Origin of the sequence: Treponema sp. HNW (assembly GCF_050320395.1) — a bacterium.
In the GTDB taxonomy this organism is placed as follows: Bacteria; Spirochaetota; Spirochaetia; order Treponematales; family Treponemataceae; genus Treponema_C.
Window position 1 is genome coordinate 558,311 of sequence record NZ_CP144459.1, and the last position, 15,403, is coordinate 573,713.

At 46.3% G+C, this 15,403-nt stretch carries 11 protein-coding genes and 1 pseudogene; 5 read left to right on the plus strand and 7 right to left on the minus strand.

Annotation, left to right across the window (positions count from 1 at the left end):
- Positions 1–90: 90 nt before the first annotated feature.
- The 4 genes from V1L52_RS02565 to V1L52_RS02580 all read right to left on the minus strand — a co-directional run bounded on the left by V1L52_RS02565 (position 91) and on the right by V1L52_RS02580 (position 6,347).
- Positions 91–1,086: a carbohydrate kinase family protein gene (locus tag V1L52_RS02565; RefSeq protein ID WP_428770739.1), complete on the minus strand. Its 996-nt coding sequence runs from the start codon at positions 1,084–1,086 to the stop codon at positions 91–93.
- 64 nt (positions 1,087–1,150) lie between these two features.
- Positions 1,151–2,242 (minus strand): tetratricopeptide repeat protein, encoded by a 1,092-nt coding sequence (locus V1L52_RS02570; protein ID WP_428770740.1) that lies wholly within the window; start codon positions 2,240–2,242, stop codon positions 1,151–1,153.
- Positions 2,239–5,010 carry an FG-GAP repeat domain-containing protein gene (locus V1L52_RS02575; protein WP_428770741.1) on the minus strand — a complete coding sequence of 924 codons (2,772 nt, stop codon included), beginning with the start codon at positions 5,008–5,010 and terminating at the stop codon, positions 2,239–2,241. Before V1L52_RS02575 ends, V1L52_RS02570 begins: the two co-directional genes overlap by 4 nt.
- Before the next feature lie 11 nt (positions 5,011–5,021).
- Positions 5,022–6,347, minus strand: a complete 1,326-nt coding sequence (locus V1L52_RS02580; RefSeq protein ID WP_428770742.1) for a YncE family protein — start codon at positions 6,345–6,347, stop codon at positions 5,022–5,024.
- A 139-nt stretch (positions 6,348–6,486) separates the two neighbouring features.
- Between V1L52_RS02580 and V1L52_RS02585 the strand changes: the two are divergent.
- Positions 6,487–7,145: pseudogene (locus V1L52_RS02585) on the plus strand (Rpn family recombination-promoting nuclease/putative transposase); the annotation flags it as partial.
- Positions 7,146–7,322: 177 nt separating this feature from the next.
- Here the strand turns inward: V1L52_RS02585 and groL are convergent.
- Positions 7,323–8,963, minus strand: a complete 1,641-nt coding sequence (gene groL, locus V1L52_RS02590; protein ID WP_428770743.1) for a chaperonin GroEL — start codon at positions 8,961–8,963, stop codon at positions 7,323–7,325.
- Between the two features lie 99 nt (positions 8,964–9,062).
- Here groL and rnhA point away from each other — a divergent pair, with 99 nt between their 5' ends.
- Both rnhA and V1L52_RS02600 read left to right on the plus strand, forming a co-directional pair.
- Complete coding sequence (rnhA, locus tag V1L52_RS02595; protein ID WP_428770744.1) at positions 9,063–10,607, plus strand: ribonuclease HI; 1,545 nt, start codon at positions 9,063–9,065, stop codon at positions 10,605–10,607.
- Positions 10,608–10,704: 97 nt separating this feature from the next.
- Positions 10,705–10,875, plus strand: a complete 171-nt coding sequence (locus tag V1L52_RS02600) for a hypothetical protein (RefSeq protein WP_428770745.1) — start codon at positions 10,705–10,707, stop codon at positions 10,873–10,875.
- Here V1L52_RS02600 and V1L52_RS02605 read toward each other — a convergent pair.
- Positions 10,872–12,413: a DUF5312 family protein gene (locus V1L52_RS02605; protein WP_428770746.1), complete on the minus strand. Its 1,542-nt coding sequence runs from the start codon at positions 12,411–12,413 to the stop codon at positions 10,872–10,874. The genes V1L52_RS02600 and V1L52_RS02605 overlap by 4 nt on opposite strands.
- Before the next feature lie 719 nt (positions 12,414–13,132).
- Here V1L52_RS02605 and V1L52_RS02610 point away from each other — a divergent pair.
- Positions 13,133–13,483 carry a hypothetical protein gene (locus V1L52_RS02610; protein WP_428770747.1) on the plus strand — a complete coding sequence of 117 codons (351 nt, stop codon included), beginning with the start codon at positions 13,133–13,135 and terminating at the stop codon, positions 13,481–13,483.
- Positions 13,484–13,491: 8 nt separating this feature from the next.
- A complete protein-coding gene (locus V1L52_RS02615; RefSeq protein ID WP_428770748.1) occupies positions 13,492–13,971 on the plus strand; it encodes a hypothetical protein in 480 nt (159 codons plus the stop codon).
- A gap of 283 nt (positions 13,972–14,254) precedes the next feature.
- On the opposite strand, the gene V1L52_RS02620 is transcribed toward V1L52_RS02615, so the two are convergent.
- Positions 14,255–15,181 (minus strand): DMT family transporter, encoded by a 927-nt coding sequence (locus V1L52_RS02620; RefSeq protein ID WP_428770749.1) that lies wholly within the window; start codon positions 15,179–15,181, stop codon positions 14,255–14,257.
- Positions 15,182–15,403 lie beyond the last annotated feature (222 nt).

Genomic DNA, 15,403 nt, shown 5'->3' on the forward strand with positions numbered 1-15,403 from the left:
GGCGGTATTTTTGCTTTGACGCAAAAATACCGGCACGCCCTAAACCCTCGGAGGCTTCTTGTGCACGTTTTTTTTGTACACGTCCTGTGCTTAGAGTCCTTGTGCGATAAGGCCGCGAATCTCCTTTTCGCCGGGCATAACGCGCAGCGCTCCTTTTTTTTCGGTTACAAGGGAAGCTGCGGCGTTTGCAAAAAGGAGCATGGAGTGCAGGCGCTCTTTTGTAAAATCGGTAAAACCGTGTACCAGAATATCGTGCAAAATACAGGCTCCGAAGGTATCTCCCGCTCCGGTGGTATCTATCGTTTTTACCTTTTTAAAAGTCGGAAGGCTTTCATGTAAGCCTAAGCCGTCCGTACAGTCTTTGCCGGCATAGAATAGGGAAGCGCCCTTTTTGCCGCAGGTTACCCCGATAAGCGGAATATTGTACGACGAGCGCAAAGAGCGTACTCCTTCTTGTATGTCCGTACAGCCGGTTATAAATTCAAGCTCTTCTTCGGCGATTTTTAAAATATCGCACTGCGATAAGCCGTATTTGATGCGCTCTTTTGCGTGTGCAAGATTGTCCCACAGGGGGACACGTAAATTGGGATCGAAAGAACATAGGGCGCCGTAGTTTTTTGCGCAGGAAAGGGCATATTCGGTTGCCGAAGCTGCAGGTTCGGCTGTCATGGAAAGGGAACCGTAGTGAAAAATGCGGGTACGCGACAAAAGTTCCGCATTGACTTCTCCGCTCGAAAGCCGGACGTCGGCGCCGTTTTTGCGGTAAAACGAAAAATCGCGGTCTCCGTCGTCTTTTATGTGCACAAAGGCGAGGGTGGTATTGTCGGTTTTGCTTACAATGAGGTTTTCCGTTCCGATTCCGACATCATTCAAAACGTCTTTTAAAAGACGGCCGAACATATCGTCCCCGACCTTGCCTATAAACGAGGTCGAATGCCCTAGTTTTGTCAGCATGGAAAGAAGATTTGCCGGCGCTCCGCCGGGGTTCACTTCCATAAGCCGGTTGCCCTGTTCGCTTAATCCGCTCGGTGTAAAATCGATAAGCAGTTCTCCCAACGCCGTAACGTCGATATTTTTTGCGTGCATTGTTCCTCCTTTGGTTCCGTCTTTACCGCCCGTTTTTCGGTTGTTACCGCTGCTGCGGGGCGCTTTAGCGGCGCAAACGATCGGCTTTTTTCAGCCAATTGTAAAAGTCCAAACCGCTTACGCTTCCTTCGGGGGTAAAGCGCCTGCCGTCTATAAGGGGTATAATGTCTTCTTCGATAACGCCTAAAATCGAGTCGAAGTATATCCGGTCGAGTTCCACGTCTTCCAAAGGACTTTTGCCGCGCTGCATATATTTTGTGCTGTAGCGGTTTAAAAGCGCAAAATCACCGCCTGCAATCATGTGCCATAAAAACAAGGCGGCGTCTTTACGCTTTGCGCTTCCTCCGCCGAGGTCGGCATCGGGGGCGTACCAGCCTTCTTTTTTTAATTGCTCTGCAAGAAGCTTTACCGCGCGCCGTTCGGTGCCGGTAATAAAGTCGAGGGCATGGCTGTTATCCTGCGTTAAGGCGGTCATATCGGAAAGAAGGATTGCATCGCGCTCGATAATACGGGCACTGTCTTTATGTACAGCCCCTCCCAGCTCATGAAATTTTGCCGCCTGATCGCGCTGTTCGGCATACAGTTCCGTATACGCAGGCGGTAAAAAATCGAGAGATGTATCGAAGAGGGCAAGGGCTGCGGTATAGTTTTCGGCCGAAAAATAAAGCGAAGCAAGCTCGCCTTTAAGACGGTAAAAATCGGGGTTATGCTTTACCGCGTTTTCCAAAAAGCTTTGTTTTTCTTCGTTTTTTACGATTAAACGCGAGCTTACAAGCAGTACATATTCGTCGTCCGCATTGCAGTTTTGCGCGCTTTTAAGCATTTTTTGTGCCGCCGCTTTATCACGATTTAAAAGATACCAGTCGGCATACAGGGCGTAGAGCCGCGATAAATAACTCGGGTCCGAAGACGGCAGAGAAAGCAGTGCATCAAGCTCCTGTTTTACCGAAGCGGTTTCGGCCGCATCTCTTGTTTTGCGTTGCAAAACAGTTTTGCGCAGCAAAACAAGAGAATGTTCTATGTTTTCAATACGGGGGCTGTTGTCCTCTTTTACCGACGAAGAATAGATATCGCTTCTCGGTACGGTTGAACACGAGACAAGGGCGATAAGTATAAAAGCCGAAATAAAACCGCCGTATATGTGCGATTGCTTCATTGTGTAATTCCTCTATATGCATGAATTGTATTGTCTATACCGCAGGTGAGTAATTCGGCAAATCCGTCTCCGTCAACATCTATAATGCGCGGCAGTCCGGTTCCCGCAACGGGAAAGCCTTCAAGCGGCATAAGCCGATTATTATATGCATAGATTGCATTACCGCCGCCGGACACGAAAATTTCGTCCGTACCGTCGCCGTTAAAATCGAGCAAGCTTATAATGCGGTTATGTGCCGTTTTGGGCTTTAATGACGTTTTATCCACAATACGGCATTGCGTGTCGATTTTATAGAGTGTTCCGTTTTCATCCGCGGCAAAAAACATATTCAAAGACGGAGAATAAACCGGCTGAACCTTTGATGCCGCATCCAGAGACACCGAAAACGTTTGACGGTCCTGTCCGTTTTTATCGAAGCTTTCCGTACGCTTTCCCGCTGCCGGAAGAATAACCGGTAAAAGCGTGAATACGCCGTCTTCGGTTAATACCGCCATGTAGGCTCCGGCCTGAGGCTCTCTGTATAAGAGAGGCTGAACTGCGGAAATCGAATCCGCTTCGATAGGATAACCGGGCAGGATGTTTCCTTTTGTGTCAAACAGGTATACAAGACTGTCGAAGGAGCGCGGATGGGCGGCAAGGGTGTGTCCAAATACACGGGGAGGCTGCTTTAATTTTGCATTCATTTCCTCGGAAAAATACGTACGTGCATCCGAATCGATAAAAAGCAGTGTATTTTTATCCGCAAGAGAAACGGCGATGGTGCCGCTTAGTATTGCAGGCGGTGCGCTCACCCGTTCTCCGGTTAAAAGCGGAAATCCTTCAAACGGGTTTAAATCATAATCGGTTTTATATACGGTGCCCCGCGCCGAAACGGCCCATACCGCTTTTATAATGCCTCGTTCGGTTTCTATGCCCAGATATGCCGTATCGTCGAGGCTGATACTGCGCGTACTGCGCTGCGCCAAATTAAGCGCATACACCGAGTTTGCCGAAGTCCAATAGGCATAGGGAACGTTTTTTGCCGTTTTTCCGCTGTAAATATGAGACTGCACTTTTACGCCGCAGTCGTAGGGAAATGAGGCCAATTCTTCACGTGATGTCGAATCGGTTTTTTGTGTATATAACTCAAAACGCAGCTTTTGCGCCGAATCGAGTTTGACCGATACAACGCCCCTGCCGTAATCCTTCATTACGGCTTTTAATGCGGCATTGTGTTTTAAAAAAGTCGGTACTCGGCTGTTAAGTGTATAATAGGCGAACACGGATGTTTCCGGAGAAACCGCACGTGCTATCGTTTTCCAGTTGTCGGTTTTTACCAAGAGTTTGCCGCTTTTAGCCTCTTGTGTAAGTGCTCCGAGGGCTTCGGCGCTTTGCGAAAGATAGAGGTAGCCGTCCTGAATAATATAAAAGGGAGTTGAAAGCTCAAATTTAAATGAACGCACGAGGGCTTTTATAACGTCGGGAAATTCAATACGCGGAATGCGTATGCCTTGTACGACGGCGGATACGTCCTGCTGTACAAAGAGTGTGGAAAAAATATGCGAAAATACATCGCGGCACCGGTTTTCGTCTTTGAGCGACACAAAAAATACCGGCTCCTCGGAAGATACCGTTCCGATAATACCGATTTCATCGCCCATCCACGAAAACAAAAGTTCTTGAATATCTTTTTGAAATAAAAATCGCACACTGTTTGCCGCATTTTCGTATGCCTTGATAATATTTTTTCCCAAAAGTTCGGTCCCGTTTTCAAACAAAAAGGCCGGAGTTCCCATTTTTAAAAGCGTTACATAATCGGTTGATTCGGGAAGGCGTGCTAAAATACCCGGAACCGCCGATTTGTTTTGTAAAATGATTTTGAGACCCTCCGAATCACTGTCCCATACACAGTTTCCGGATACCGACATTTCTTTTTTATTCAAATTAAAATTCACAGTCGTATATTCGGGGAAGTTCAGGCGCGAAATAACGTTTCCGTAAAAAGTATCGTTTTGAATATGTGAAGTAAAATAATTCATATCGGTTAGGACGCTCAGGGCGTCGCGCCCGGACTTTTTGATAAATCGTTTAATGATACCGATATGTTCATTGTTTTGTGCGGCATCTGCCGGGGAATCTTGTCCGGTTTTGTGCAGTGCTTTCATAAATACATCTTTCGATGCCGAAGCGATCATCAAATCTTTATAAAAGCCGATGTATGCTTGTTGCGAGTCTCCCGTCCTGTAAATCCAAAACGGGGTGCCGTTTTCGTTTTCGGCGGAAAGTTCTTTTACCGAAGAAAATACATCGGGGCGGTACCGTAAAATGTAAGGCAAAAGCCGAGAGGCTGCGGATCTGAATCCGAGCTTGGCACATACAAGATAGGCCCCGTCCGCATATACGGCGGCGTCCAGCCTGAAATCGGATGCTTTGTCGAACCATTTTGCCGATAAAACGGGGGAGGCACGCACGGAGCGCAGGGTGCCCTGCAGTTTTTCGGTGTTTGCACCGGTTAAAAGCGCATCGAGTGTTTGTACCGATACTGTTTTTTGCAAAAAATCACCCGCCGAAGGCAGATTTACATAGGCATAAAATCCCTGTGGAATGTGCTCGGCAGGGTCCGCCCCGTCCAAGCTTGAGTATATAAGGAATGCCACTGCGGGAAGGACTGTAATCAGTATAATAATAAAAAGCGTAACAATCAGTGTAAGAAAAAAGCCGTGTTTTTTCTTTTTTGTACCCTTTTTGGCCTGCTTTGGTACGGGCGGCAGGTCTGATGTAGTGCTCATAAAATCCCCTTTTAATCAGTGTAAGATGTTACGTCCCCGATGTCAAGGTTGGAAAAGGGGGAGCGGAAACGGAATAAACGGACGCGGTTGTCCAAAAAGTCGGACAGGACAATAAAGGTACCGTCGCTTGACACGTCAAGACCGGTCGGCTGATTTCCCGCTTCAATGCTTTCGATGCGTGTAAGGAGGTGAGTGTCGATTATGTCGAGTCTGCCGGTTACCAAGCCCTTGTGCTCGTAGCCTTTTTCCGGATGATTGGGGCCGCGGCATGATACATATAAACGTCTGCCGTCGGGAGAAAGCGCAATGGTGTTGGGATTGTTAAAAACCCGTATCGATGCGATAAGGCTGTCGTCCTCTAACGAGTACACTTCAATACATGCGTTAAACATATCCGACACATAGAGCCGTTTTGTACGGTAATCGGCTGCGATATGGCGCTTTGCTCCTTTGCTTCCGGCTTCCGTGAGGGTTTTTAAGTCTTTAAGATTTTTTTTAATAGGACGGCAGCGGGATTTTCCCGAATCGTCTTCGAATTGTGCGCAATACATATACAAACCGTCCTTTGAAAAAGCCATACCGCGCGGAACGGCGGCAACCGGAATCTTCAGTTCCTCCGTATAGGACAGCGGATTTATAACGCTTATATCGCGGCTGACCCAATTGCTTACATAGACACGGTTGTTTGCCTGATTGTATGCCATCACCTTACTCCACGCACCCGAGCTTTGTATGGAGCGCTTATAAGCGAAGCCGGCTAAATCGAATACGTGGACGCACGTCGAACTCATTTGAGACAGCCAGAGTTCGTTTTGCTGCGGCAGTACCAGCGTTTCGACAAAACCCGCCTGTTTTGCATAGTGCTGCGGCGGTTTTATGCGCGTAACCGTTCCCGTTTGTATGTCGATTATATCGGCACCGTCGGCATCCAAAAGGGCTGCGGCAGCCTGTTTGTCGTTTATAAAACGAAGACTTTTGGGCTTGCCTCCGGTTTGAAAAACCGCTTCAACATCGTACTGCGAATTTTCGCGCGACAAAAAGGCAAAGCCGCTTTTTTGTAAAAGAGAGGCACCTTCGATGCTGACCGGGCGGAAACCCTCGTGTTTTATATCAAGCTTTACAGGCGGCGTATCAAAGCGGAATCGTACACGGGCAATGCTTTTGTCCGTTTCCAAAACCTCAGGCTGTATTTTTACGCCGTCCGCAAAAAAATCCGTTCCCGAAAAGGGCTGAACGGTTAAGTCGAATACGGTTTGCGCGTACAAAGACAGGCAAAAAGTTATGCATATAAAAAGGTACAGCACACGTACACAAAAACGCACATCCTTCGGTTTCATGCTTTTATTGTCCGAAAAGCGGGCGGTTTTGTCAACTTCATCCGTACCGTTCTCGCCGTCCTTTTTGACCCGCAATAGAAAACGCTTGACTTTTTTCGGGGGCACATATCGAAGAAACTTTTTTGCCCTGTACATTAATGATTCCGTAAATGATAAAACAGGCATTTTGGATGTAAAACTGCGTCTTAAAAACAGCACGGTAATCGACATTGAGATTCAAAACCGGTGGAATGATGAGTTTACACAGCGCACGGTCTTCTATTGGGCGAAGATGTATACAGAGAATTTACAAAAAGGTGAAGTGTGTACAAACTGCCTAAGTGTATTACAATAAACATAGTCGGTGAAGGTTTTAAGTTGAACGCCCTATTGCACAGTGAATATCGGGTTCCGGAAAAACGGCTTTATACGGAGCTTTCCGATGAACTTGAGATTCACTTTTTAAACTTAGCTGCAGCAAAGAAACAGCCGGTACAGGTCGAGCCCGATGAGAAAACCGGACGGCCGGTTAATTGGTTAAGATTTATAGAAACCGACGATAAGGAGGTGCGTGCTGTGCTTGCCGATAATTCTCCTGTCATGGAACAGGCAAATGAAACGGTAGACGTAATGCTGCAGGACCCGAAAGAGCGGTGGCTGTATGAAAACCGCATGAAGTATGAACACGATAAGGCCTCTTGGGAACATTTCGGTTATACTAAAGGCGCCCGTCAAAAAGCCCTCGAAACGGCAGCAGCCCTTAAGCGGCTTGGCGTTGAGCTCGATACGATAGCTTCGGGTACGGGCTTGTCCCGCTAGGAAATCGCACGACTGTGAGTCCGCCCGGCACAAGCTTTTAAGGGAGCCGTGCGGTTTTCCCCGGGCGGTTTTTCCATAAAAAAAGAGGCTGCCTAAAAACCGAAGTTTTCGGACAGCCCTTTTTACTTTTAACCGGCGGTAAGCACCGGCTCCCGCAAGGGAAGCCGTGCGGCTTTATCAATACATGCCGTCCATACCGCCCATTCCGCCGCCGGGCATCGGAGCGGGGGGATTCTTTTCGGGAATGTCGGTAATAGCCGCTTCGGTGGTCAGCAGCAAACCGGCGATTGAAGCCGCGTTTTGCAGTGCCGAGCGGGTAACCTTTGCAGGGTCGATAATACCGGCTGCCATCATATCCTTCCATTCCATCTTGGCGGCGTCAAAGCCGATACCTTTTTTCTCGTGCTTTGCACGGTCGGCTATAACCGCACCGTCTACGCCTGCATTTTCGGCAATTTGGCGGATGGGTTCTTCAAGGGCGCGCTTAACAATCTTAAAGCCGACCTTTTCATCGTCGGTTAACTTACTTACATCGGCCTTGTCCAAGGCTGTAGAAGCTTCGATGAGCACCAAGCCGCCTCCGGGGACGATTCCTTCCTCAAGGGCCGCTCTCGTTGCCGCGAGGGTATCTTCTACGCGGTGCTTTTTCTCTTTCATTTCGGTTTCGGTTACCGCACCGATATTGATAACGGCAACACCGCCTGAAAGTTTGGCCAAGCGTTCTTTAAGTTTTTCTTTGTCGTAATCCGAAGTGGAAGCTTCGATTTGCGCTTTAATTTGGCCGACACGTTCTTTAATCGATTTTCCGCTTCCGGCACCGTCAACGATAATCGTGTTGTCTTTGTCGATTTTAACGGTTTTTGCCGTACCGAGCATATTGAGTTCGGTGGTTTCGAGTTTTAAGCCCAATTCGTCGCTGATAACCTGACCGCCGGTAAGGATGGCGATGTCTTCGAGCATAGCTTTGCGTCTGTCGCCGAAACCGGGTGCCTTTACCGCACAGGTTTTAAGGGTGCCGCGCAGGCTGTTTACAACGAGGGTAGCCAAAGCTTCACCGTCCATATCTTCGGCGATAATAACCAGCGGCTTACCCGTTTGTGCGATTTTTTCCAAAAGGGGCAGCATATCTTTCATGCTGGAGATTTTTTTGTCGTGGATGAGGATGTAGGGATTTTCAAATACCGTTTCCATGCGTTCGCGGTCGGTTACAAAATAGGGTGAAATGTAGCCGCGGTCGAACTGCATACCTTCAACAAAATCGGTGGTGGTATCCATGGTTTTGGATTCTTCAACGGTGATAACGCCGTCTTTACCGACTTTTTGAATGGCATCGGCAAGGATTTTTCCGATTTCGGGGTCGTTGTTTGCCGAAACGGTTGCAACGTGTTCAACTTCTTCCGAGCCTTTAATTTCTTTTGAAGCTTTTTTGATTTCTTCAACGGCCAATACAACGGCTTTATCTATACCGCGTTTGATTTCGATGGGGGTAATGCCTGCGGCAACCGCTTTAAGGCCTTCGCGTACCATGGAGTAGGCGAGAACCGTTGCAGTGGTGGTTCCGTCTCCGGCAACGTCGTTGGTTTTTGAAGCGACTTCTTTTACCAGCTGGGCACCCATGTTTTCATAAGAATCTTCAAGTTCAATTTCTTTTGCTACCGAAACGCCGTCCTTGGTAATCGTCGGCGCGCCGAATTTTTTATCCAGCATAACCAAGCGGCCTTTGGGACCGAGCGTTACTTTGACGGCACGAGAAATCTGTTCTACGCCCGAAAGCATTTTTTTGCGTGCATCGTCACTAAACAGCAGTTGTTTTGCCATTTTGTCATCTCCTTATCTATTTGGCATAGCATTAAATTTGTGTTATACTCTAGAAGATACTGATTTTTTGCCGAAACGGCAAGGGAGTTTGAGAATTTTATGAAAAAAATTAACTGGGGAATTATCGGTGCGGGAAATATTGCGTCTTCTTTTGTAAAGGCGCTTGCCGAAAATCCCGATGCGGCCCTCTATGCAGTCGCTTCACGAGATAAAGACCGGGCCGGCTCTTTTGCCCGCCGCTACGGATTTTCAAAGGTCTATGCAGGAGCCGACGCCTATGTCGACCTGTGTACCGATAAAAAAATCGATGCCGTCTATATCGCAACTCCTCATACCAATCATGCCGAATTGTCGCTGCATGCTTTAAAGGCGGGCAACGCCGTTTTGTGTGAAAAGCCCGCCGCCGTAAATGCCGCTCAATTACAAAGCGTACTCGAATATTCCGCCTCTCACAAGGTGTTTTATATGGAAGCCATGTGGATGAAATTCAATCCCGCGGTGCGCCGTGCCCTTGAATCGCTTCGCGGCGGGGTCGTGGGGCAGCTGCTCGAGATTAAAGCCGATTTTTATATAAACGTTCCTTATGATATAAATCACCGCCTCTACAATCCCCTGCTTGCAGGAGGCGCCCTCTTGGATACGGGAATATATCCTGTAACCTTTGCCATGCTTGCCGCATCCTGCGTAAACAAAGAAGCCGGCTTTTATGAAGGTGCCGTTTTGCCGCCTTCACGTATTCTTTCTTCCCTGCGCAAAGCTCCTTCCGGCGTGGATATGCGGAACGCTCTGTCGGCCGAATGGGATTTGCCTTCGGGTATGCTTTGCGCCCGCCTTTGTTCCGGCAACGATATTGAAGGGCGGAATTTTTTTAACGATGCCCTTTTATGCGGCACAAAGGGAAAAATTATTTTACGTGATTTTTGGCGTGCCGAAGAAGTTGAATATTACGACGAAAAAAATAACCTGATTAAAAAGGAACAGTACCCCTTCCGAGTAAACGGCTATGAGTACGAAATAGAAGAAATGCACCGCTGTATGCGCGAGGGCTTGTGTGAAAGTCCGTTTCACAGGCACCGGGATACGGTTTGTGTTATGCGGACCCTCGATGGAATACGCTCGCAGTGGGGCCTGATATATCCCTGCGAAAGCGGCAGTGTGTCCGCAGCCGGGAAAAAAGCGGAAGCCGGTTCCGAAAAAGGAGGCATCAGCCTTTACAGCGACGGCGCCTGTTCGGGAAACCCCGGCCCGGGCGGCTGGGCTGCGGTGATTCTCCATAAGGGAAAAATCATCACTGCTCAAGGCGGAGAAAAACCGACAACAAATAACCGCATGGAATTAAGCGGTGCTATCGGAGCCTTGGAAAAACTTTTTACGATTCCCGAGGCAAAAAATGAAAAAATCGGTTTTTACATAGACAGTCAGTACGTCAAAAACGGTATTACAAGCTGGATTCATACATGGAAACAAAACGGCTGGCGTACCTCCGATAAAAAGCCGGTAAAAAACAAGGACTTGTGGGAAAAACTCGATTTGTATACTCAACAGTTTAAAATCCAATGGTGCTGGGTAAAGGGACACGCCGGCAATACATACAACGAACTGTGCGACCGCCTTGCGGTTGAAGAACGCGATAAGCGCTCTTAAAATAAAAACCGGCCGGAATCTTTCCGGGAGCTGTTTTATTGTACTTGCAAAAACTGTTTTTTGCATTACAGTGTAAATAAGTTATTAGGAGGGATATATGGCCGGTACCTTAGTTCAAATTCGCGTTGATGAAAAACTTAATGAATGCCGGAAAAGATGCTGCTGTTTATTTGGTTACCGGAAATATAAAGCGCTTTTCTGCAAAACCTTTTGTTGTTACACCCCGCCAAATGGTGGATATATTGGAAGCTGCCGATTAAAAGCTTAACCCTCGTTACTTAAAAAGCATTTCATAAGATTTACAAAGAGATATATCTTTTTGTAAATGTCGACGCCCTGCTCTTTAATCGGGTTTTCGGCAAAGTGGGTTAATTCCGCCCAGTTGATAATCATTTCCGGTTCTTTGCGCTCAATATCTTCAAGCAGGTTTTTTGTATTTTTGCCTATGACGATAAGATCCCGCGTTGCGGCCGAGAGCATATTATAGGCTTTTTCGTTTATATCTTTTGTAAGCGATTTTAAAATATTTTTTGCTTCGGGGTCCCGCTCGGCGCGCACGAGGTAGCCTTTTATTTTTTGCCCCATTTCTTTTTCGGGATCCAATGATGAGTCGAATTCGGTTATCTTGTTGGATATATTCATCAATTCATGATAGGCATCGGACATGGGGGAGGCTAAAACCGAAGATACCCACTGTCCCCGCACCAAAACGAGGTCGGCAAATTCCCGTACATTTCTCTTTACATAATCAAGTAAAAAGGATTTTAAATAATCCATCGGAGCGCAGAGGGTAAAGCCGCTCAAATTTCGCTTTTCAAAGCCCTTGTTTCCCTCATCCGAATAGTTTTTCAGTTTCATAATGGAGCCTGAGCCGAAGATACTGTGTACGAGTTCGTCAATCTGCGAATTTTTGCGGTCCGATTGTACTTTTTGGAGGGTGTTGTCTACGGTTTTACGCATTTTATCCAGCTGATCGTCGATAATATGTTCCTGTGCGGCTGTTATAACGGTTTGATAGGCGGGATCCTTTGAAATAAGCTGAATCGTCATTTCGAGAACGGCCTTATCGCGGTATTTGCGCAGTACGTTCGTAAGTTTGTTCCATGTATTCATTGCAATGGGTTGAACATTGCGGTATTCTTTTAACACTTTAAATACTTCGGACCAATCGTCTTCAAGAGGAAGTGCCCAGGCAACCGTTGTAAAATCCTTTAAGTCTTCCAATATATATTCGGCGCGGATCATTTCGAATTTGGGCGTGTAGGAAAAATTCTGCTCCTGCATTCCCGAGTCGAATTTCCTCAGCAAAAAGTAATAATCGAAGGTACAAAAGGCGATAAGCTGCGACAATTTTGTATACAGCATATCTATCTTTGTTATTTTTTCCACATCAAAGCCGTTTAAATAAGCGGCAAGCTCATTTTTAACCTGTGCCGCCAAGTCCTTAACGGGAGTGCTTTTCGCCCGTTCCAAAATGGATTCTTCTTCCAGAGACTCGGCAAGCTCTCTTTGAACGTCGGTCATATAATAATCAATGACCATGTGTTTAAACGTATTCGGATTGGGGGTATTTTTAAAAACCGGCTGGGCAGGTCCTACAACTTTGTATATATCGAAGAAAAATTTTGCCAGCTGAGGCAATGCTTCACCGGAGTTATATTTATAAAATTTAACCTTTGTTTTTCCGAGTTCTTTGTAGATATTTTTAAGCAGACGATTTTTTTGTGCTTCGGCATCCGAAGGGATAAATAAACCGAGTAATCGCTCGAAAAGACCTATTCCGGACATCTTACCTTTTTTTGCCATAACATGAATTATCGATTAAAAACGGTGCTCTGTCAAGCTCATTTAAGGCGAAATAAAATTCCTGTAAAGATGAGGTTGGCGGTTAAGTAAAATGAAACCGCAGAGACCGCCAAGAACGCAGATATTTAATAGAAACTCTTATTTTATCGAAATCCCTTGCGTTCATTGCGTCCTTTGCGGTTAAATTATCTACCGCAGAGCCCGCGAAGAGCGCAAAGCAAAAAGGGAGAGGTGTCAAATCTTTTAAACCCCTTGCGTACCCCGCGTCCTTTGCGGTTAAATTATCTACCGCAGAGAGCGCGAAGAGCGCAAAGCAAAAAGGGAGAGGTGTCAAATCTCTTAAACCCCTTGCGTAAGCCCTGCGCCCCTTGCGGTTAAATTGCTACCGCAGAGAGCGCGAAGAGCGCAAAGCAAAAAGGAGAGGTGTTGAATTTGTTAAATCCTTTGCGTACCCCGCGTCCTTTGCGGTTAAATCATCTACCGCAGAGCCCGCCAAGAGCGCAAAGTAACTGAAAAGATAGCTCCCAATTTTTTAAAAACTCTCTGCGCCCCCTGCGTCCTTTGCGGTTAAATTATCACACTGCAGAGACCGCCAAGGCCGCGAAGCAAAAAATAAAAAAACGCTTGACATTTTTCGGGGGGGGGGGGGGGGGTACATATAGAAGAAACTTATTTGTCCTATACGGTGTTGCGCCGATTGTACGGACACGGGAGCTTGTATGAAAAAACACCTTTTTTGTTTGCCTCTTTTAATGCTGGTTTTATTTGCCTGTGAAAATCCTGCAGGCCCTTCATCCGGTTCCGTTACCCCTTCGGGCGGAGCTTTAAAGGCAAAAGTGCAATTTGATCCTACGCTAAAGTGTTACAACCATACCACAAGCGGATATATTGAATCGGGAACGGAGGTAAAAGAGCAGGATTGGTTAGATTTTCGAGCACAGTTGAGCACAGATACGATAGTCGACAAGTGGCTCTTAAATGGTGAGGAAAAGCAAACCGGAGGTACAAGGTATTCTGTTACGGTTGGAGATTCCGTTATGGTTGAAGAAAGCGGACAAAAGCTTATATAGGAGAATATATGAATACGCAAAAAGATACGGAAAATTATCAAAAAGGAAGCGCTTTCGAAAAAGAAATACACCGCTTTTTGGAGCAAAAGGGTATTGATGTCGAAAAAAAGCCGAAAATCCCGATCGGCATAAAAGCAAAAAAAAATCATGACTTCGATTTGGGGAATGAAAAACTCTTGGTTGAGTGTAAAGCTCATAAATGGAGAAACGAAAATGATGTTCCCTCCGGAAAATTGGCGGAGTGGGCAAAGGCAATGTTCGATTTTTATCTTGCGCCCAAAAAATACGCAAAATATTTTTTTGCAAAAAAAGAATACAGCCCCAAAAAAAATAAAACCCTGTTAAAATATTTTATCGACTGCTATAACTATCTTATCCCGTCCGATGTCGTACTTATCGATTACAATCCCGAAAACCAAAGCACCGATGTCTATGTATACGACGAAGATAAAAAGCAGCACATAAAAACCGCAAAGTTTGTTTTTTAACCGCCAATCTTAAAAAAAAAATATGTTTCATATATTCTCTGCGTAAGCCCTGCGCCCCTTGCGGTTAAATCATCTACCGCAGAGCCCGCGAAGAGCGCGAAGCAACTGAAAAAATAGCTCCCAATTTTTTAAAAACTTTCTGCGCCCCCTGCGGTTAAATTATCATACCGCAGAGACCGCCAAGCAAAAAAGGAGAGGTGTCAAACCTGTCAAATCTGTTAAACCCTTTGCGGTTATTGCGTGTTTTGCGGTTATTATTTTACAGCGTGCGAAGGCCGAAGTTTTATCCCGAAACAAACAATCCTAAAATCGTTAAAAGGGTTCCGAGGGCGGACATGAGGGTAAAGCGTTCGTTCAAAAAAACGGCGGCAGCGATAACCGTAATAACGGGAATGACATAGATAAAAAGTGAGGTTTTTACAATGCCTAAATACTTTCCGGCAAGGGCCCATGCGCTGTAGGTAAGAGCCGAAGCTCCGATGCCTAAAAATAAAAAGTGTCCGATATATACGGGGTTTGAAAAGCGCTGCACATTGACGGCGATATCGGTTTCGATACCCGAAATCAGGGCTGCGGGAACGAGGGTTATGAGGGCATAAAAAAACATGCGGCGGGTGCTTTCCAGGGCGGGAAGGTTTAAATCGTTTACTTTTACAATCAGTACCGAATAGCCCGCCCAAACGACCGCCCCTACAAAGGCTAAAAAGTCTCCGATGGGGTTGAGATGGAGTTCCGTTGCGCCGCTGAAACTTATAAGTGCGATGCCCGCCATTGCACACAAAAAGCCCAATATAAAACGCAGGGTAAGAGGTTTTGCCTGAGGCGAGTTTTTGAGACAAAGCTTGATTGCAATTGCCGTAAAGACGGGCGCCGTTGACGCTATAAGGCTTACATTCGAGGCTTGACTGTAGGTGAGGGCTATATTTTCCAAAAACTGATAAAGGGTAACGGCAAAAAAGCCCGCTCCCGCAAAATACAGCTCCTGCCTTATGCGTGAAGGCTTTCCGTCTAAGGTATCGAGTTTTAAAGGACGCGGGGCTAAAAGCCATAATCCCAGATAGGCGGCAAAAAACCGTATAAACAGAATTTCAATCGGATTAAAGGCTTGAAGTAAAATCTTCGTCGATATAAAGGTGCAGCCCCAGCTTATAATGCTGAAGGCTAAACACAGATAACCTACTATTGTGCGCTGTGAAGTTCTATACTGCATAAACGTTCCGAAATGCGGGTTTGTCCGAACCGCAGTTACAAGAATATATTTTTTTTCCGGAAAAGTAAAGCCGATGTGTGCAAGGATGCTTTCGGAAAATAGGCTTATTGAAAGGTAGAATTACCGCTATGAAAAAAATTGCGCTTCTTATACGAAGCAACTAAAACAGCTGTTTTAGCGATAATAAAAAATCTTTGCGAAAAACCGAATCAATGAGCCTTT